Origin of the sequence: Bacteroides sp. AM23-12, assembly GCF_003434395.1 — a bacterium.
GTDB lineage: Bacteria > Bacteroidota > Bacteroidia > Bacteroidales > Bacteroidaceae > Bacteroides > Bacteroides thetaiotaomicron.
Genome location: NZ_QTLF01000003.1, coordinates 249,940 through 270,204 on the forward strand (window position 1 = coordinate 249,940; position 20,265 = coordinate 270,204).

A 20,265-nucleotide genomic window follows, 5' to 3' on the forward strand; every position below is an offset into this window, starting at 1 on the left:
AAAATAATCAAAAGCGAATAGATATGTTAAAAACAAAACTATTAATTTGTATTGCTACATGGATGGCAGTAACAAGTGCCGGAGCACAAACCGTGACAGGCAATGCACGCTATGTAGACCCTTTCATCGGCGTAGATGGAGGCGGCAATGTTTTTCCGGGAGTATGTACTCCGTTTGGAATGGTAAAATTAGGTCCCGATTGCGGCAATAAAGATTGGAACGCCGGATGGAATCCTGACGGCAATATACACGGCTTCAGCCATACTCATGTAAGCGGAACAGGCGGAGGATGCAAATATGGCAACGTATTAATGTTACCTCTGACCGGAGATATACATTTAGAAGACTATTCTTCCCCCCGTGCCAACGAGAATACCGTTTTAGGAGAATACAAAGTTGAGTTGCCGCGTTATCGCACGGCAGCCCGGCTGACAGCATTGAGCAAAGCCGGTTTTCATGAATATACTTTCCCCTCAAGCAAAGACTCCAAAATTCTTTTTGATCTAGGCAGTTGTCTAGCCTTACAAATATGCGAAACTCAAAGAATTGTAGGTTCGGAAGTACGCATACTTTCCAACTCAACAATAGAAGGATACACCCGTGTACGCGGAGGCTGGAATGAAGGAGAAGCCTATACAGTCTATTTCTATGCAGAAACAGATACACCGGCAGAAAGCTTCGGCACATGGAAAGGAAATACTTTAATGCCGAATATTAACGAACAATTCGATTCAGGCGAAAAAACAGGTGCTTATTTGAGCTATTCGACCTCTGAAAACCAAAAAATCAACGTACGTGTCGGTATCTCCTATATCAGTTGTGGCAAAGCTAAAGAAAACCTGAAGCAGATAACAACTTGGGACTTCAACAAAGTACATACTCAGGCTGTGTCCGAATGGAATAATATCTTAAATAAAATAGAAGTCACAGGAAAAGAAGAAGACAAAATTAAACTATACACAGCTTTGTATCATTGCTATCTCCAGCCAGTAGACAAGACCGGAGAAAATCCGAAATGGATATCAACAGAACCGAACTTTGATGATTTCTATGCCATTTGGGATACCTTCCGTGCTACCCATCCATTATTTACATTGCTTACCCCTTCCGTCCAATCAAATATGGTACGTTCACTTATTGACATATACCGCAATGAAGGGTACATGCCTGATGCACGTAGTGGTAATGATAATGGTCGTGTTCAAGGAGGAAGTAATTGTGATATTCTGATTGCCGATGCAATGGTAAAGAATCTACAAGGGATTGATTATGGAGCAGGCTTACAAGCTATGTTGAAAAATGCAGAAGTAGCTCCCGGAGGAGATGAAAGAAAAGAAGGCCGTGGAGGTTTAGCAGACTATAACTCATTAGGTTATGTTTCTTCAGCTTATGAAAGATGCTTGACACGTACTTTTGAATACTCTAATTGTGATTTTGCTATCGCTACGGTAGCCGATCGTTTAGGGAAACAAGATATTGCCAATAAATACTATAAAAATGCATCTAACTGGCAAAACACATGGAATGATAGGATAACAAGTTTGGGATTTTCGGGCTTTGCATGGCCAAGAAACGAAGAGGGAAAGTACTGGGATAAAGAGCATTTCAGTACCTTAAAAAGCGGTAATTGGGGAGAACCTACTTATGAGACTTTCTCTTTTGAGTTGTCATTCTATGTACCCCATGATATGAAAAGTTTAATCCAAAAGTGCGGCGGAGAAGAGATTTTCACTCAAAGACTAGATACCTTTTTTACCCACAAGATATGGGACCAACGTTATCACATAGGATTATTCCAAATAGCCAATGAACCAGGATTCTTAATTCCGTCATTATACAATTATGTAAACAGGCAAGACAAAACAGCCGAGATTGTACGGTATATTTTAAAAAATAGATATAAAACGACACGTGACGGAATACCGGGTAACGATGATTCCGGTTCTATGTCTGCCTGGTATGCTTTTCATTCTATAGGATTTTATCCTAATGCAGGCCAGGACACATATCTTATTTCAAGCCCTGTATTTAATACAGTTACTATACATCTTGAAAATGGTAAAACCCTGAAGGTTATAACAAAAAAGAATAACGACAAAAATATCTACATTCAATCAGCGACCTTGAATGGCAAACCACTTAACAAAAACTGGTTCTGTCATAAAGACATATGTGAAGGAGGTACACTAGAATTTGTAATGGGATCGAAACCGTCAAAATGGTCAAGAACAGGAGAATTACCTCCATCTATGTCCGATAAATAATAATCTTACTAATTCTTAGAAAAATAAATAAGCTGTTCATCAATGACTTTGCAGAAGTTGATGAACAGCTTATTTATTTTCACAACTAAACATTCAAGTCAATACTTCACTTCCTGTATTTGCTCTTTGATTAAATAAAAGCATACCCTCATATTACCCAAGCAGAAAACTATTTTATTTAGTATACTATTATCTATTTCAATTTGTTTATATTTGCTCAATATTAGTAATCAATACATTAAACGACAACATAACTATTTAAGAAAAATGAAAAAGTATTTTCTTTTACCCTTGCTTGTTTATTATTTAGTATCCAATGTACAAGCACAAGAAAAAATAAAGTTAAGTTCCCCGAACGGAGAAATACAAGTATCCGTCCGCCTCACCGACAAAATCTACTATGACGTAGCCTGTAATGATGAAGTTCTGTTGAAAGACAATTATCTCCAACTTAAACTAAAAGATAAAATATTGGGCGAACATCCCAAACTGTCCGGACAAAAACAGAACAAAATAAAAGAAACCTTAACCCCTGTCATTCCACTGAAATTTTCAACGATCAATAACGAATATAACCAACTTCTACTCAATTTTAAAGGAAACTACTCAGTAGAATTCCGTGCTTTTAACGATGGAATAGCCTATCGTTTTATCACCCGCCAAAAAAGAGAAATCGAAGTATTGGGAGAAGACCTTTCATTGCAGTTCCCGACAGACTATTTATTACATCTCCAACAGCCGGGAGGGTTCAAAACAGCTTATGAAGAGCCGTACACACACATTTCCAGTCACTCATGGAAACCATCGGATAAAATGTCCGTACTTCCAGTTCTCATTGATACACGTAAATCATATAAGATACTAATCAGTGAATCTGATCTGTCGGACTATCCTTGCATGTTTCTGAAAGGAAACGGGACCAATGGCATATCCTCCATTTTTCCAAAAGTCCCCCTTGCATTTGGTGAAGACGGAGACCGCAGCCTCAAAATCGAAAAAGAAGCGGAATATATCGCTAAAACAAGTGGAAAAAGGAACTTTCCATGGCGCTACTTTGTCATTACCAAGGAAGACAAGCAATTAGTTGAGAACACTATGACCTATAAACTGGCTGATAAGAATCAGTTAGAAGATGTGTCATGGATAAAACCAGGGCAAGTAAGTTGGGAATGGTGGAACGGAGCAACCCCGTATGGGCAAGATGTAACCTTTAAAGCTGGTTGTAATTTGGAAACATACAAATACTTCATTGATTTCGCATCCAAGTTCGGAATCCCTTACATTATTATGGATGAAGGATGGGCCAAGAGTACACGCGATCCTTACACTCCTAATCCGGACGTAGACCTTCATGAGCTGATTCGTTATGGAAAAGAAAAGAATGTGGGTATTGTCCTTTGGCTGACTTGGTTAACAGTAGAAAAGAATTTTGACCTTTTCAAAACATTCAATGAATGGGGAATAAAGGGAGTAAAAATAGACTTCATGGACCGCAGCGATCAATGGATGGTTAACTACTACGAACGAGTAGCCCAAGAAGCAGCCAGACATCATTTATTTGTTGACTTCCATGGATCATTCAAGCCGGCCGGACTGGAATACAAGTATCCCAATGTATTATCCTATGAAGGGGTCAGAGGCATGGAACAAATGGGAGGCTGTAAGCCGGAGAATAGCATCTACTTGCCTTTCATGAGAAATGCGGTAGGCCCTATGGATTACACTCCTGGAGCTATGATCAGTATGCAACCGAATATCTATCGTTCCGAACGTCCTAACTCTGCAAGTATCGGTACCCGTGCATACCAAATGGCTTTATTCGTCATATTCGAAAGCGGTTTACAAATGTTGGCAGACAATCCGACCTTATATTACCGCAATGAAGATTGCACTCGTTTCATTACCCAAGTACCTGTAACATGGGATGAAACAGTTGTTCTGGAAGCCAAAGTAGGTGAATATGTAATCGTTGCGAAGCGTAAAGGAGAGAAATGGTTTATTGGTGGGATGACTAATGATAAGGAAAATGAAAGAGAATTTGAAATAAATCTCGACTTCCTGAAAGATGGCAAGACCTACCGTGTAACCTCGTTTGAGGATGGAATAAATGCAGGATATCAGGCAATGGATTACCGTATGAAATCGGCAACAATGAATAAGAATCAAAAGCTTTCTGTCAAAATGGCTAGAAATGGTGGGTTTGCAGCTGTTCTCGAATAAGCCTATACTGTAGAAATCAAGATATCTCCCATAAAAAAGAGACTGCCTCCAATCAAAAAATGAGGCAGTCTCTCTTTTTCATAACACTCTTTATCGCTTTTCCTATTCAGCCAAGAGAACCTCTAACTCTGCCACAGCAGCCATCTTAGCCTCTTTAATGACAGCAGACAGAGCCTGAAGTTTTACATAACGTGCTTTACATGGATTAAATTCAACAGTCTGTACTTCCTTTGAATCGGCAAATGTACCAGAAGCCACAGCTTTTCCCCACTCCTTGCCATCATGGCTGATATACACTTCATATTTACCGATTCTACCTTCCGAAGAATCCTGACGAGGTGTATATTTAAGACCTTTTACTGTAGTTTCTTTAGCTAATGCAACCTGTATCTCATGAGGATAAGGAGCCAGATAGAACTGGTTATGTACCGTATGCCAGAATGTATTAATATCACCATCCGCAGCCAATTTCATACTTCCATCAGCATCACTATCCACATATACAACCTTCTGTCTCTCTTCAGATGCACCCGATAAATTACGGACTGCATTGACATTTAATTCTGCTGCCGAAGCCCAATCCCGACCATAAATTTCAGATAAAGCAATCAATTTAAAGTAACGTGCCACAATTGGTTTCTCCAATGTTACAAACTGTGCAGAAGATGAATTTTCAAAACGACCTTTAGTCTTGTTTTCCCAGTTCTTTCCATCTTTACTGAAATAGAGCTCATAGTCCTTGATACGTCCGTTCTCAGAGTTACGAGGTTGATAAATAAACTTATCAATCTCAAGTGATGAAGACATATCCACTACTATTTCGTGGGGATGTTTAGCCACAGGATCATTCCACCGACTATGCCAGATAGTATTCAGATCACCATCGATTGCGTTACGGGCCTCTTCACCCCCATTCTCACTACTAACTGATACAATTTTCCACAGTGAACGATCCACATATATCGGAAATTCAGCTGAAGTTCCCGCACTTTTTCCTAATTGTTCTGAAACGGCATATGCTTCCACATGACCACCAGAAATAAATTCGAAAGGTTCAGTATATATCTTCTCTTCTCCGCCATTCAGACTATAATGAACAGTAGCTCCGGGAGTATTAGTCTTTAAATTCAAATAACCATTGTTATCTCTTTCTATCAATACAGGCATACATACGGGCATCTGTACGCGTGCCTTCTTTATAAGTTCTTCTGTCGAATAACTTCTCTCCAAAGGTAGTATGATAAAACTGAAAACAGTAGGCTGGGAACGAAGTTCATACTTTTGCATCGGGCCAGGACCACAACTGGCATTACCAAGCGGACGCTGATTAGCATCCAGACAAAGAACAGTTTCTTTACGCATCGGTACTTCATACTTATGAAGCAACCTACGATGATTGGCAGAGTCAACCATATCCTGCGCTGTTGCATGCAAAGCAGAAGCAGACATCTTATCACCTGCAATAAAGACAAAGCCTATTCCATCAGGATTGGTTATTGAAATCCAACGCAGATCCTCGCGATTACCCATTTCCTGTGCTCTGACATAGTTCACCCATTGATCAGATACTAACTCATCATACACGCCTACGTAAGTGGCATCTTTTCGGTCAACATAGTTTTCCAACGGTCCGCGACCATACCAACGCATGCGTTCAAAGCCTTCCGGAAGTTCCATACGATAACCAATACGGGGAATAATTACACCTTTTGTTGAAGGAATAATAGTGCTATTAACCAAAATAGAACCATCGGCAGCCACCGTATATTCTATATTAGTTCGATAATCAAAACCCGTTTTTCCCCGATATAGATTCTCTATCTGCAGAGTTACCTTATTATCTTCTTTCCGCACATTCCAATGTCCAGGTTCAAGAGTCATCTGATACAAGCCTTTCTGATACCAGTCACCATCCACTTGCTTATCATTATCAGTAGGAGCACGGAAAGCATTCAATTCCAACCCTTTACTAATCATGGGCAATTCATTTAATGTATAAGAAGAGATCGTTCCCTGCTGCTTTGAAAAAGACGCTTCAAACTGCGAGCCTTTTACCAGATATGCATCATCAGTCTCTATCAGATCAATACTACCTTCTCCTGCTTTAAATACAGGCTTCGCACTATCAGAAAGTTTGAATTGCTCTGATGCTACCTCATATCCAGCCTTTTCCCATTCAGTATCTTGCTTTTGACAGAAGCGGAACTTTATAAAGTATTCGGCTCCCGGAATTTTATTGATCTGATTATCAGCTATAGTAATGACCTTACTGTCCTGTGCGTTCAAGGACAATTCTTCCAGATTAGCCGAGAATACAACTTTTCCATCCTCTTCAATCTCATACCTTCCATATAAGTCATCCAACCCTGCATGAAATCTCTTATTAGTCAGTTTATACGTCCCATTTCCCATAGCCTCAACCCATACAGGCTGATGTATTTTTTTCACCTCGTATGCCTTGGCAGAGTATGTACGATCGGAAAAGATTACGCCATTCGTGCAAAAATTACCGTCATTCGGTGTATCTCCAAAATCTCCTCCGAAGGCCATATAATAACCGGAATCATCCGGAGCAGGCATCTTAATACTTTGATCTACCCAGTCCCAGATAAAGCCACCGACAAGTGCAGGATAGCGCTCGTAAGTTTCCCAATATTCCTTGAAATTCCCGATTGAATTACCCATCGCATGAGCATATTCACAAACCACATGAGGTTTGACCGTTTCTCCATTCTGGAATTTCTGTAAACGCTCCTTCCCTACGCTTTCCAGCCATTGCACATCGGGGTACATAGAACTGGTTACATCGCAATAAGAGCTATTACCTTCATAGTGAGTAGGACGGGTATCATCGAGCTTCTTAACAGCCTCTGCAGCAGATTTAAAGTTAATGCCATTACCGGATTCGTTGCCCAACGACCACATGACTATAGAAGCATGATTTTTATAGCGTCGCACCATATTCTCACTGCGTTCCGTAAATGCTTTCACCCATGAAGGTTCAGAGGACAATGCCATAAGACCATGGCATTCTACATTGGCTTCGGAAAGAACATATATACCATATCTGTCACATAAATCATAGAAATAAGGATTATTAGGATAATGAGAAGTACGTACAGCATTAATATTCAATGACTTCATCAACTGTACATCTTTTTCCATTTCTTCTTTAGATACCGTACGACCATTCTCCGAACTATGGTCGTGTCTGTCAACTCCCTTAAACAAAGTTGATTTTCCATTAATCAACAGCCGACCATCTTGCGCCAGTTCAATCTTACGAAAACCGACCTTGACACTACGAATATCTACAGTTTTCCCTTTTTGCTTTAAAAGAATAGTGAGATTATAAAGGTTGGGCGTTTCTGCCGTCCATTTCAAAGGATTCACAACCTCAAACTGAAGTTTATTCGTTCCCGTTACAGCACGCGCATTTTGGGTAGCAATCTCTTTACCATTCTGATCCGTCACCTTCACTTGAATCTCGTTATTACTTCTTTTACCTGTAATATCTATATCCAGAGAGACGGATGCATTTTTATACTCCTTGTCTAAATCCGTACGGAAGAAGAAGTCTCTGATTTGCGTTTTAGGAGCCGACCACAGAAATACATCTCTGAATATACCGCTGAAACGCCAGAAATCCTGACACTCCAGAAAGCTACCATCTGTAAAGCGATACACCTCGACAGCAAGAACATTCTTTCCAGCTTTCAGATAAGGAGTCAGATTAAATTCGGCAGGCAGGTAGCTGTCCTCCGAATAGCCGACCTTTTTACCATTCACCCAAATATAAAAACCGGCTTCTACCCCATTAAAACGAATAAAGATGTCACGTCCTTTCCATGAATCAGGCAATATAAACTCCCTGCGATAACTACCGACAGGATTAGGCATCGTCGCAAAAGTATAGTTAGACGGACGAGGTTGAATTACATTAGGCCACTGAATCTTTTTCCAATCCCACTCACAAAAAGGATAAATCACATTGCAATATAAGGGCTTATCCCAGTTTTTATTATGTCTTACGGCCTCTATCTGCCAGGTTGCAGGGACTTTAATATTATCCCATTGGCTTACATCATATTCCGGTTTACAGAAATCCTGCGGTCGGTCTTTCGGGTCAGCCACCCAATGAAATTTCCATATTCCATTCAGCGTTTTGTAATAAGGTGACTCTTCAATAGTCAGATTCATTGCTTGTTGTTCATCGGTAAAAGGAATAGCAATCTGAACTGCTTCTTCCTTATTGACTCCCGAGACATACTCATTGCTCCACTCCGGCTTATCCGTGGTTTGTGCTGTTACAGATAAAGACATAAACAAAAGTGCAATCCATGCACTTCGCATGATTCGTAGTTTCATAATAATTGATTGAGTTATTTAGTTTAAATGTTCTTCTATAATATATTCCTAAAATTCATTCGATTACAAATGTAGCGGCTTTTACCTATTTCATACCATAAATTTGTGACATTATTATACACATTTATCAAATATAACCGAATAATCTTCACTATGATCAGATTATTTCCTAATTTGAACAATCGTTTACACCTTTTCTTCTTTTAAATCTCTATTTTTACAATCAGCTAAGGCACTTAAATTATACAATAACAAAAATTACAAAACATGAGAAAAGCACATCTGATGCTAGTTGGTTTACTACTCTCTTTTGCAGCAAACGCAACCAATGATATTCCCCGGCCGGAATATCCCCGCCCACAATTTGAAAGAACTACCTGGGTTAATTTAAATGGTACGTGGACATATGAATTCGATCTTGATGATTCCGGGAAAAAGCGTAACTTACCTACGGCAAAGGAGCTTAGCAAAACAATTACGGTTCCTTTCTGCCCGGAAAGCAAACTATCCGGAGTTAATCACACGGACTTTATAAAAAAAATGTGGTATCAACGTTCTCTGCCGATACCTGCTGACTGGAGCAACAAGAAGATTTTACTCCATTTCGGCGCTGTCGACTATTTAGCAGAGATTTATATAGACGGACGCCTTGTCGGTTTTCATAACGGCGGGAGCTCTCCTTTTGTAATAGATATCAGTCGCATAGCCAAACCCGGGAATAGTCACAATCTGGTAGTATCCGTGTCCGATGATGCAAAATCGGGCCGTCAGGCATGCGGCAAACAGTCTCCGGAGAAGAACTCCTTTGCCTGTTTTTATACCCGTGTCACAGGTATCTGGCAAACGGTGTGGATGGAAGCGCTCTCTCCCTGTGGACTGAAATCGGCAAATACCTATCCAGATATCGACAATAATCAATTGATCATTACTCCGGAATTCTATCAGATATCCAATGACCAGACACTGGAAGTTACGATCTATGACAGCGAGAAAAAAATCGCTCAAATGACATCAAAATGTGCCAATGGCAGTAACCTGATCTTACCGATAAAGAATATCAAGCTCTGGAGCCCCGAAACTCCCCACCTTTACGATATCAGTTACTGCGTCAAAGATGCCAAAGGGCAGATCATCGATGAGGTAAAATCATATGTAGGTATGCGCAAAGTGCATATAGCCAATAGCAAATTTTACTTGAATAACGAGCCTTATTTCCAGCGTCTGGTTATGAATCAGGGGTATTATCCTGATGGAATCTGGACTGCACCTACCGATGAAGCCCTTAAAAATGATATTTTACTAAGTAAGAAAGCCGGCTTCAACGGGGCACGGCTTCATCAAAAGTTTTTTGAAGAACGATTCCATTACTGGGCAGATAAGCTGGGATTTATCACTTGGGGAGAGTCTCCTAACTGGGGAATGAATCCCGATGACGAGATCGCATCAAGAAATCTTCTCAGTGAATGGATAGAGATACTCGAACGAGACCGTAATCACCCTTCTATCATCACATGGGCACCTCTTACCGTACCATTGAGCAATGTTACATCCGGTACATTTGCACGCTTGGTATTTGACCTGCAAAAACTGACAAAAGCAATCGATCCCAGTCGCCCGTTCAACGACCTTACCGGCAGTGGATTCCATTTCCTGACAGATATCTGGAGCATCAGTACTTACGAACCGGATGCAACACGTTTCGCACTAAGCTTAAAGCCGGACAAGAACCAGGCAGCTTATGCCAACCAACCTTTTATCATCGGTGAATTCGGTGGTATTGTATGGGAGACATCCAGAACCAAGGAAGACACATGGGGACATGGAGGAACATTTACCAACGAAGATGCCCTCTTCGAACGCATCGAAAAACTCATCAATGCGATTCAATCCTCCGGAATCATCAGCGGACTCTGCTATACACAGTTTTCAGATATCGAACAAGAGAAAAACGGTATCTACACTTACGACCGACAGCCTAAATTTGATATGGAACGGATTAGATCTATCTTTGAAAAGATTCCAAGCAGACCGATAAAGAAATAAGTTCAGCTTGCTAATAGTATAATTCAGCCCGTCAATATATTCAAATCGAATTATATCGACGGGCTGAATATCCCTTTAATCAGGGTGCAACCTTACCGTTTACTCTCAATATATTCAATCGCTTTTCTAATCCACATATCTTCTCCTGCAGCTATATCTTCTACAGTCTGTTCCACCGGAATATCAATAGTCACTCCATCCCGTTGATTTAATTTCCATTCAGGATAGAATGCTCCCGCCATTGTATAGGTGAATTTAATTCCCCGAGGCAAATATAAATATCCGACATGACCGTTCGCACCGGCAGTTTGCGTACCGATAACCGCACTTTTGGGTGCCACTCTATAAGCGACAGACATTAGCTCTCCAAAACTCTGAGTCATCTCATTTACAAGAATAGCAATCTTACCTTTGAAATAATCAGGATTTTCTTTAAAACCAATTTTTCCAATTATATCAAGACCAAAGTTACCCGGAAATTTCTTCGAATTAATGGAATACCACATAAATGTAGTTGGTTGAGGATAAAGGTATTTTCCAAGTACTTCCATAATATCCCATCTCGGATACTTACGCATATCCAATATCATTCCTTTGGCATTCAAATTTGTTTTCATCATCTGATCCAGTTCCGGAAGCCCCATTATACCTGCATCTACATAAAGAATCTTTCTGGCATCCAGTCCGTAATCTGACGGACTCTTCCGACCTTTAAAAGATGCTCTTTCAAAAGACTGCATGGGTATCGCATATTCATAGGACTGCCCTTGATTCTCCACTGTGACTTTCATTTCATTCTCCGATGTAACAAATAGTCTGAATGCGACATTCCTCAGTAAACCATGCTCATTTGAAGAAGGCAATATAGAACGGTAATTGTCGATTATTTCCGAAATCGGTTTATCATTTACAGCCAGTATGACCGATCCACGCTCAATCTGCTTTAATGCAGTTGATTCTACTACAAGCTTACCGTCCGTTGTCTGAGTCAATCCCAATGGAAGACCATACAATCGGGGAGCATGATTCGGAAATTCAAGCCCTCCATGTGAATCATTGATTTCAGCAGCCAGTTTTCGTATAGAATGGTCCAAATCTTTTTCCGAAGAGGCATAAATAAATTCAGGCAGATATTGCGCCAGCAGAGTACTCCATCTATGGTCTGTAAGGTTGGCGTAAGGATATCCATGTTCGATGGCATTCCACAATCTATAAACCGTAAGAATACGATATCCCTGATCTTCCCAATCGATTGAAGGATAAGGTTTGTCTCTGGCAAATTCCACCTCCTCCTTTCCGGTTAATATCGGAAGATAGTAGTTCAATACACTATTACGTTTGGCATTCTTGATTCTCACTAGTTTTTCAGACAGTTTCTTATCGAAGACATTCGGATCTTCCAGCCAGCCAAGCTGTGCAAAACGATGATATTGGGCCGAATCTCCGATTACATACTCCTCGGTTTCCGTGATTTTACCGTACTTATCTATCCATTCGTTTAACAGTGAGTTCCTTTCCTTTTTGCTCTTCGCAGCTGCTATCCCGGGCATCACTCTGAACAATTCAAAATCCCAGTTATACTTTCCAACCACAACCTGCGGATGAAAATACTTAAGGAATCCCCAAACCTTGCCCAAAACCACAAGATTTTCCAATGTTTGCCCGTCAACGTCTCCAAGCGATATTCCTGAATTTCCTGCGAACTCCAGATCCTTGTCCACTTCAACATCCGGATTCTTAATTAAATCAAGTGACTGTCCATCTATCAGCACCTGGCAGTCGTTCACCCAAAGCCTGGCCTCCCCATCACAGAGTATTCGAAAGAAAAATTTCTTGGAACGTGTAAACGGCATTTCCACACAAAAGTCTTTCCAGCCCTGACTGCCGTTACATTCCAAACCAATAGCCTTCTCGTCTATTCTTTGAAGGTGGGTATCCAGTTTAATTGCGAAACTCACTTTGGCATTATTTGCCTGCTGATATTTGTATTTGCCTTTAAACACAATCGTCTTACCTGTAATATCGCGGTTATTCATGCCGAAATAAGCTTCTGTTTTCTTTCCCCGTACAGACGGAATCAACAATGACGACTGATTATTAAAGAGCACTTCTTCATCTACCCGAATATCTTGATTTTCACTATACCAAGCCATCTTAGGCATTTCCCGCATTGGATCAAAGGAAATAATACGCGTACCGGTAAAAGTAAGAAGTCCCTTTTTACTTTGATCAGACTGCGCATATAAGTTAAAAGCAACCAACGCGAACACTAATAAGCCAACTAATCTGTTTTTCATATGTATCATAGTTTTGTTGTCAATTCAAATATTTACAGGTTTGTACTCTGGACACACCAAAGGTCAGAAAAAAGAAACACTACCAGAGAAAATATCTGTTCATAATTTAGCAATATCTGTTTATTTCAACCCTAAACACATGTTTTAGCGAAAAATTCGATATACTCAACAAGAAAACAGAGACAGCTTCATACGTTTCGGACGTAATCTCTATTTTATAATTCAAACATAATATCATCTTATCTATTATGAGTATCTTTGCACTCCGAATATATACTTAACTATGAATAAAGTCAACGGTTTCCTGTACGGTCTGCTTTCGTCGGCCTCTTTTGGGCTTATCCCCCTATTCACCATTCCTGCCATGCAGGCGGGCATGCAATTCGAATCGATACTCTTCTATCGCTTCCTGTTTGCGTGTATGGCATTAGGCGGGATTCTACTGATCAACGGGCAATCCTTTCGAATCAGCAGACGGGACATTCCTTCCCTGCTCCTGCTTGCGATACTTTATCTGATGTCTGCCGTCTTCCTGTTCTGGGGATATAAGTTTATGGCAAGCGGTGTAGCCACCACCATTCACTTCATGTATCCGGTACTGACTACCCTGGTCATGATGCTATTCTTCAAAGAAAAAAAGTCCGGTTGGCGGATAGCCGCCATCGCCTCTGCCGTGATAGGTGTCTACTTCTTATCCGGTGGAAATACAGAGACAGGAAGTTTCTCATTTTTCGGCCTTTTCATCGTTCTTTTATCAGCATTGGGATATGCACTGTACCTTGTCACAATGAGCCAGTTAAAGATCGGCCGGATGAAAGGATTACTGCTCACTTTCTATGTCTTTCTTTTCGGAGGAATCTTTCTCTTTATCGGAACCAGCAGTATCAGCCATCTTCAGCCTATCAGAGAATGGCATACTGCCGGAAATCTAATCTTGCTGGCATTGATCCCGACCGTCGTTTCTAATCTTGCACTGGTCAGAGCAGTAAAAAGCATCGGCTCCACACTCACCTCTGTATTGGGAGCTATGGAGCCGGTAACTGCCGTATGTGTAGGCATCTTCCTCTTTGGAGAAGCATTCACCACAAGTATTGGCGTAGGCATTGCACTGATTATCGTTGCTGTAATGGTAATTATACTGAAACGATAAGAGCAGCCTTCTTATAAGATTGTTTTCCGTTTCAGCGGGTTAATTTCAGTTCTTCAATAAGATTAGCAGCCTTTCCATACTTTTCCATAATGAAAAGCATATAGCGGACATCTACTCCGATACAACGCTGCAAGTCCGGTTCAAATACGATATCACTGCTCATCGCTTCCCAATTACCGTCAAAAGCAAGACCAAGCAATTCCCCTTTCGCATTGAACATGGCACTGCCGGAGTTTCCTCCCGTAATATCATTATTCGAGATAAAACAAACGTTCATATCTCCCTTTTCATCGGCATATCTACCGAAATCACCGGAAGAGAGTAAAGCCAGAAGATCCGGTTGAACAGCAAAGTCAATATCGCCTGCGTGTTCCTTTACTTTCTCGAAAATGCCTTTTACTGTCGTATAATAACTGAAGGTAGCCCCGTCAAAAGGAGAATATCCGCAGACTGTACCAAAACTAAGGCGCATGGTGGAATTAGCATCAGGATAGAAGTTACGGTCGGCATACATACGACGCATAGCGGCATTGAACAGGCGTTCATCCTGCTCTATTTGTTCGGAAGCCTCCGAGACGCTCTGATTCATCTCATAGTATTTCACTATCAGGTCGAGGCTTAAAGAAATGGCAGGGTCCTCGATGAGATTATAGGTCGTGTCACGTTCAAGGAAGCGCTTCAGACCCTTCGGAGAAGTGATTTGAGAGATAGCATACAAAGAGTCTACATAAGTCTGGACATTTCCGTTATACAAGGTGTCTATTTGCAGATACATCGCCGGAAGGTATTTCTTATCCACTTTGGACCGGTATTCTTTGAGCATGGCCGCAAATACTTCCTTATCAATAGACAGATTCAGGTTATCGTATTTCTCCAGTAACTTTTTCATGCGGGTAACGACCAACTTCTCTTCGGCCTCAAAATCGAAATTCAGTATTTCGAGTGCCAATTGAACCAATTCGGGACCATTAATGAACGACTCCCCGAAATAAGCAAGGGCACGGTTTGTTTCCCTACGATTATTATAATTCAGTTCCAGAGAAGAGAACAGACGAATCAGTTTCTCCCTTTCTTCCGGATGAGACTGAATCCAGTCCCGGAGGGCTGCTTCTGCTGCGCGCTTCTTTTCCAGCACTTTCAGGTGCCGGATGGCTTTATTCATTCCTATGCTGTTTTTCCAGTAGTTGGAACTTTCATCGTATTTAGAAGCATACTTGATACGGATATCCGGATGGCGATCCATTTCCCGCTTCCAAATAGCCTGTTTTACCCCGCGCACATCGATCATTGCCTGATTAATGCCGTTCATCATTTCTTCGATCCCATACGAAGAGAGATAGCGCTCCGTACTGCCCGGATAGCCGAGAGTCATACAGAAAGAGCCTTCTTTATATCCATCCAATGAAATAGGAGCTACGTATTCCGGATGATAAGGGACGTTCTCAGGTGAATAATCCGCCGGTCCGTTCTGTTTGTTGGCATAAATACGGAAAACGCTGAAGTCACCTGTATGGCGAGGCCACATCCAGTTGTCCGTGTCCCACCCGAACTTGCCGACTGAAGAAGGAGGAGCAAAAACCAACCGGACATCATTAAAATCACGGTAGACAGAAAGCCAGAACTCGTTTCCGGCGTAATACGCATCGACAATTCCCGTCAGCGTAGAGTCCTTCTCTGATACCTCCATGCCGATTACATTCATGACAGAGTCGACAACTACGCGACGTTCACTTTCCGTATGAGCATGTTTGGCAGCCGAGAGCACACGCTTGGTCACATCCTCCGTACGAAGAAGGAAACGGACATATAATTCGGGATTCGGCAGTTCTTCACCAAGGTTGCGGGCTACAAAACCATCCTTCAGATAATCATGTTCTACGGAAGAATGCTGCTGGATACTGCTGAAACCACAGTGATGATTGGTAAATACCAGACCATCTTCGGAAACCACCACTCCCGAACAGAATCCACCGAAACTGACAACGGCATTTGCCAAAGCCGGTTTCTTCGGATTATACAGTTTATTTACAGGCATCTGCAAACCGAGTTCCTTCATCACCCGTTCCGCCTGTTTGTTCTTGCGAAGGTTCCCCAATAGCCACATTCCCTCGTCAGCAAATGCCTGTGACAGGCAAAGGGAGAGGAGAATCATTGCGGTTAGTCTGAGTTTCATGCTATTATTTTTAGATTTATATATTCTATGATCAATCCGGGGGCCATTATTCGGTAATGAGCCTCAACTTCTTCGCTCCCACCCGTGCTTTCAGCCATGCGCTGATTTTCTCCTTCTCGGCAACTGACGGATGTTTGCCAAATTTCAAAACAGCCAGTGTCACTGTATCCGTTTTCATCGAGTCTACCCGTGTTTCCAGCGAGTGGGCGATAGAAAGCGAAGTGATGGAAGGATAAAGCACCTTCAATTCGGGCACTAAAGTACGCCCCATCGTATCGTACTCTTTATATTGAGCGAGGTTTTCTTCCAGTCGGGTTATCTTTTTCTGCTGTTCCTGCAGGCGTTGTTCGCTGTTTTTATAAAAGTCCTCCATCACCATGGCACGAATGGAAGAGACATCTACCGCTTCATTATTCATCCCTTGCAGTACAGTCAGCTTTGTTTCTTCCAGCTTGTATTCTTTGAGTTTGCTACGGGCAATGGATATCGAAGCATCCGGAACTTCGGGACCGATCAGAACCACGCGGATGTCTTTATGCTCATAACTGATCTTCTTATCAAGTACCTGCGTATTCTCAAAGTTCAACTGCTCATTGATAAACCGGTTGGCTGCCGTCTCATAAAAAGTACTTTTAATAATGCCAAACGTCAGATAAACAGCCGGGCACATCGTCAGCACAACAATCAGAATGATGTATTTACGCACCATCTTCTCGCGTGCCTTATCCACAAATTCCTTACGCTGGAAGTGCATCACCCGCACACCGATGAAGGTAGCCAGACTGATAAATACGGAGTTGATAAAGTAGAGGTAGAAAGCACCCAGAAAATAAACCAGATTGCCCGATGCCAGGCCGTAACCTGCCGTACAAAGGGGAGGCATCAACGCCGTAGCAATGGCAACTCCCGGAATCACATTTCCCTTCTCTTTGGTAGACAGGGCGACAACTCCCGCCAAACCACCGAAAAGTGCGATGAATACGTCATAAATCGTAGGCGAAGTACGCGCCAACAGCTCCGATTGTGCTTCGGCAATAGGAGTGAAAAGAAAGAAGATGGTTGCCGTCGTCACACTGAAAGCAGTCGTGATGAGGAAGCTCTTCAAAGAACGTTTCATCAGTTCGAAATCATTCAAACCGACAGAAAGTCCGACACCCATGATAGGTCCCATCAACGGTGAAATCAACATGGCACCGATAATCACTGCCGTAGAGTTGACATTCAATCCCAGTGAAGCCATAAAGATAGCAAAAATAAGAATCCACAAATTGGCTCCTTTGAATTCTACTCCTTTTCGGATAGAGTCAACGGTTTCCATTTCATTGTCTTTATCCTTTTTCAAGTCCAGGTATTCACCCAGGAACGACTTGATCGCAAACTTATTCCGTTCATCTGTCTTCATAGTCATTTCTTTTTTATAATCCGGTTAATAACAGGAATCTGACTCAGAGGCAGGTCCCGTTTGATAATATAAGCAATAAATAGTAGCAGAAGGACTGTGCGGAATGCAAGAAGCAAGACTGTATTATGAATCGGCGTCCATTCACCAATCAGATACAGAATAATAGCTAAGCCTACATAACAACCTATTCCACGCAGATCATAAGCAATAGGATATTTCTTCTGACCGACAAAATAAGAAAGCAACATAGCTATGGCATATCCGGTAAAACCCGCCCATGCGCAAGCTACATACCCATATACAGGAATCAGGAAGATATTCATCAGAACAACAGTCAGACAGGCTATAATGGAGAAATATGCCCCCCATCTGGTGTCATCCGTCAGTTTATACCAAAACGAGAGATTAAAATAAATCCCCATAAACATCTCCGCAATCATCACGATGGGAACTACCTTGAGTCCCTCCCAATAGTCTTCTGCTATGATATAACGTAAAATATCCAGATAAAACATGACTGCCAGGAAAGCCAGCAGCGTAAAGATGATGAAGAACTTCATTGCCTGCGCATAGATTCGCTTATTATCCTTATCCTTACTTTTGCCAAAGACAAAAGGCTCGTATGCGAAGCGGAAAGCCTGCGTGATCATTGCCATTATCATGGCTATCTTAGTAGCTGCACTGTAAATGCCCAACTGTACATCCGCTTCCACCTTATCGGGGTAGACAAAAGGAAAAATAATCTTGTCTCCAACCTGATTCACAATGCCTGCCACCCCTAATATCAGAATAGGGAATGAATAATATAACATCCGCTTCATCAGCAAACGGTCAGGACAATAGCGGAATTCACGGAATTCAGGTATCAGCCCGAGCATTACAACAAAAGAACAGATCAGATTAATAAGAAAGGCTACCCCTACGTCATCGCCTTTCATGACAACAAAATAAAGGATATTCAGCAAGATACTGACAAATATAAATAAGAGTTTCAGTCCGGCAAACTTGATAGGACGTTTCTTATAACGAAGATAAGCAAACGGAATAGCCTGAATGGCATCCATAGCCAGTACAATCAGCATCATGCCCAGATACCATGGATGTTCACTATATCCCATCAGCCCTGCAATAGGATTGAGGAAGACCAGACACAACAGCAAAAACAGGAGCGATACGCCCCCTACCATCAATAACGAAACAGAATATACCTTCTTCGGATCGTCATCTCCTTTATTGGCAAAACGGAAAAAGCCGGTTTCCATTCCGAAGGTTAGCACCACGAGCAATAACGCCACAATAGCATACATCTTGGTGATCACTCCATATCCTCCGGAAGCAGCAGGAAGTGAAAAAGTATAAATCGGTACCAGAAAATAGTTCAGAAACTTACCAATAATACTGCTGGCACCATAAATCGCAGTGTCCTTTGCCAATGACTTTAGTTCTGCCATGTTTATTTAGATCTCTTTATTATCAATGAATAATATTATTTCTTTTGTTTGAACAGCCACTCCATGAAACCCGGATAATTAAATGCAGGATTCCAGCTGCCATGATTGCAACCGGGGAATTCGATATATTCCACCTTTGCTCCAGCAGCTTTCAGTGCTTTGTACGCTTCACGCGACCCTTCAACTGTTACCACATCATCGGCATCCCCATGAAATATACGGAACTTCACTTCTTTGGCAACCGGCAAACGGTCCGGATTCACCGATCCGCAAATGGGAACGGCAGCCGCAAAAATCTCCGGATAACGGACCACCAAATCATACGTCCCCATCGCTCCCATCGACAATCCGACAATATATATCCGTTTTTTATCGACTTCGGGCATGGCCAGATAAGTATCCAGCAATTGTTTGAGAGTCCGGGTAAGAGAACTCATCTCCTGTCCTGCAGGCATATCTGCCGGAAACAGTGATTTCGGACGTTCCGTATAAGCCCAGTAGCTACCTGCCGGACATTGAGGAACAAGTACGAAAGCCGGATATTTCTCTCTGTTGACAGGATTCAGAAACATCTGTCCGCCATGCGTCAGTTGTCTTTCATTGTCATTTCCACGCTCACCGGCTCCATGCAGGAACAGGACCAGCGGATATTTCTTCCCCGCCTTCATTGACTCGGGACGAATCATCCGGTAAGGCAAAGAATCTCCTGTGGAAGAGACAAATACGTCCTTCTCATAACCTTGTTGAGCTGATAATGACAGACTCAAAGAGAGAAATACAAGTAAGATACTCCACTGCTTCATACTCCAATCATTCAATAAAATCAGTTATCTGTTTAAACATTCCTCAAAAAGCCTGCTTTTAATTGTCGCCAACACTCTCCATACCGACAGCCGT

General features: G+C 41.8%; 10 protein-coding genes. 4 read left to right on the forward strand and 6 right to left on the reverse strand.

The window, feature by feature from the left end; genetic code table 11:
- Window positions 1–23: 23 nt before the first annotated feature.
- On the forward strand, window positions 24–2,264 hold the full coding sequence (locus tag DW640_RS04780; protein ID WP_022471716.1) for a GH92 family glycosyl hydrolase: 2,241 nt from the start codon (window positions 24–26) through the stop codon (window positions 2,262–2,264).
- 267 nt (window positions 2,265–2,531) lie between these two features.
- Entirely contained in the window at window positions 2,532–4,484 is a 1,953-nt protein-coding gene (locus DW640_RS04785) for a glycoside hydrolase family 97 protein (protein ID WP_117577468.1), read from the forward strand.
- Between the two features lie 102 nt (window positions 4,485–4,586).
- Here DW640_RS04785 and DW640_RS04790 read toward each other — a convergent pair whose 3' ends face one another.
- Window positions 4,587–8,852 carry a glycoside hydrolase family 2 TIM barrel-domain containing protein gene (locus DW640_RS04790; protein ID WP_117577470.1) on the reverse strand — a complete coding sequence of 1,422 codons (4,266 nt, stop codon included), beginning with the start codon at window positions 8,850–8,852 and terminating at the stop codon, window positions 4,587–4,589.
- A gap of 267 nt (window positions 8,853–9,119) precedes the next feature.
- On the opposite strand from DW640_RS04790, the gene DW640_RS04795 reads away from it, so the two are divergent.
- On the forward strand, window positions 9,120–10,895 hold the full coding sequence (locus DW640_RS04795; protein ID WP_117577472.1) for a glycoside hydrolase family 2 protein: 1,776 nt from the start codon (window positions 9,120–9,122) through the stop codon (window positions 10,893–10,895).
- 92 nt (window positions 10,896–10,987) lie between these two features.
- Here DW640_RS04795 and DW640_RS04800 read toward each other — a convergent pair whose 3' ends face one another.
- Window positions 10,988–13,192, reverse strand: coding sequence for a S41 family peptidase (locus DW640_RS04800; protein ID WP_229109609.1), 2,205 nt, complete (start codon window positions 13,190–13,192; stop codon window positions 10,988–10,990).
- A 283-nt stretch (window positions 13,193–13,475) separates the two neighbouring features.
- On the opposite strand from DW640_RS04800, the gene DW640_RS04805 reads away from it, so the two are divergent.
- Window positions 13,476–14,342, forward strand: a complete 867-nt coding sequence (locus tag DW640_RS04805) for a DMT family transporter (protein WP_016269238.1) — start codon at window positions 13,476–13,478, stop codon at window positions 14,340–14,342.
- Between the two features lie 31 nt (window positions 14,343–14,373).
- Here DW640_RS04805 and DW640_RS04810 read toward each other — a convergent pair whose 3' ends face one another.
- From DW640_RS04810 to DW640_RS04825, 4 genes are read right to left on the reverse strand one after another with little or no spacing between them, the layout of a single operon-like run.
- On the reverse strand, window positions 14,374–16,515 hold the full coding sequence (locus tag DW640_RS04810; RefSeq protein WP_117577473.1) for a S46 family peptidase: 2,142 nt from the start codon (window positions 16,513–16,515) through the stop codon (window positions 14,374–14,376).
- Window positions 16,516–16,561: 46 nt separating this feature from the next.
- The gene (locus tag DW640_RS04815) at window positions 16,562–17,917 is read right to left on the reverse strand and encodes a TIGR00341 family protein (RefSeq protein WP_008762895.1); all 1,356 of its coding nucleotides are present in this window, start codon (window positions 17,915–17,917) and stop codon (window positions 16,562–16,564) included.
- Between the two features lie 2 nt (window positions 17,918–17,919).
- Window positions 17,920–19,368, reverse strand: coding sequence for a lipopolysaccharide biosynthesis protein (locus tag DW640_RS04820; protein ID WP_055219223.1), 1,449 nt, complete (start codon window positions 19,366–19,368; stop codon window positions 17,920–17,922).
- A gap of 35 nt (window positions 19,369–19,403) precedes the next feature.
- Window positions 19,404–20,171, reverse strand: a complete 768-nt coding sequence (locus tag DW640_RS04825) for a dienelactone hydrolase family protein (protein ID WP_022471720.1) — start codon at window positions 20,169–20,171, stop codon at window positions 19,404–19,406.
- Window positions 20,172–20,265: the final 94 nt, after the last annotated feature.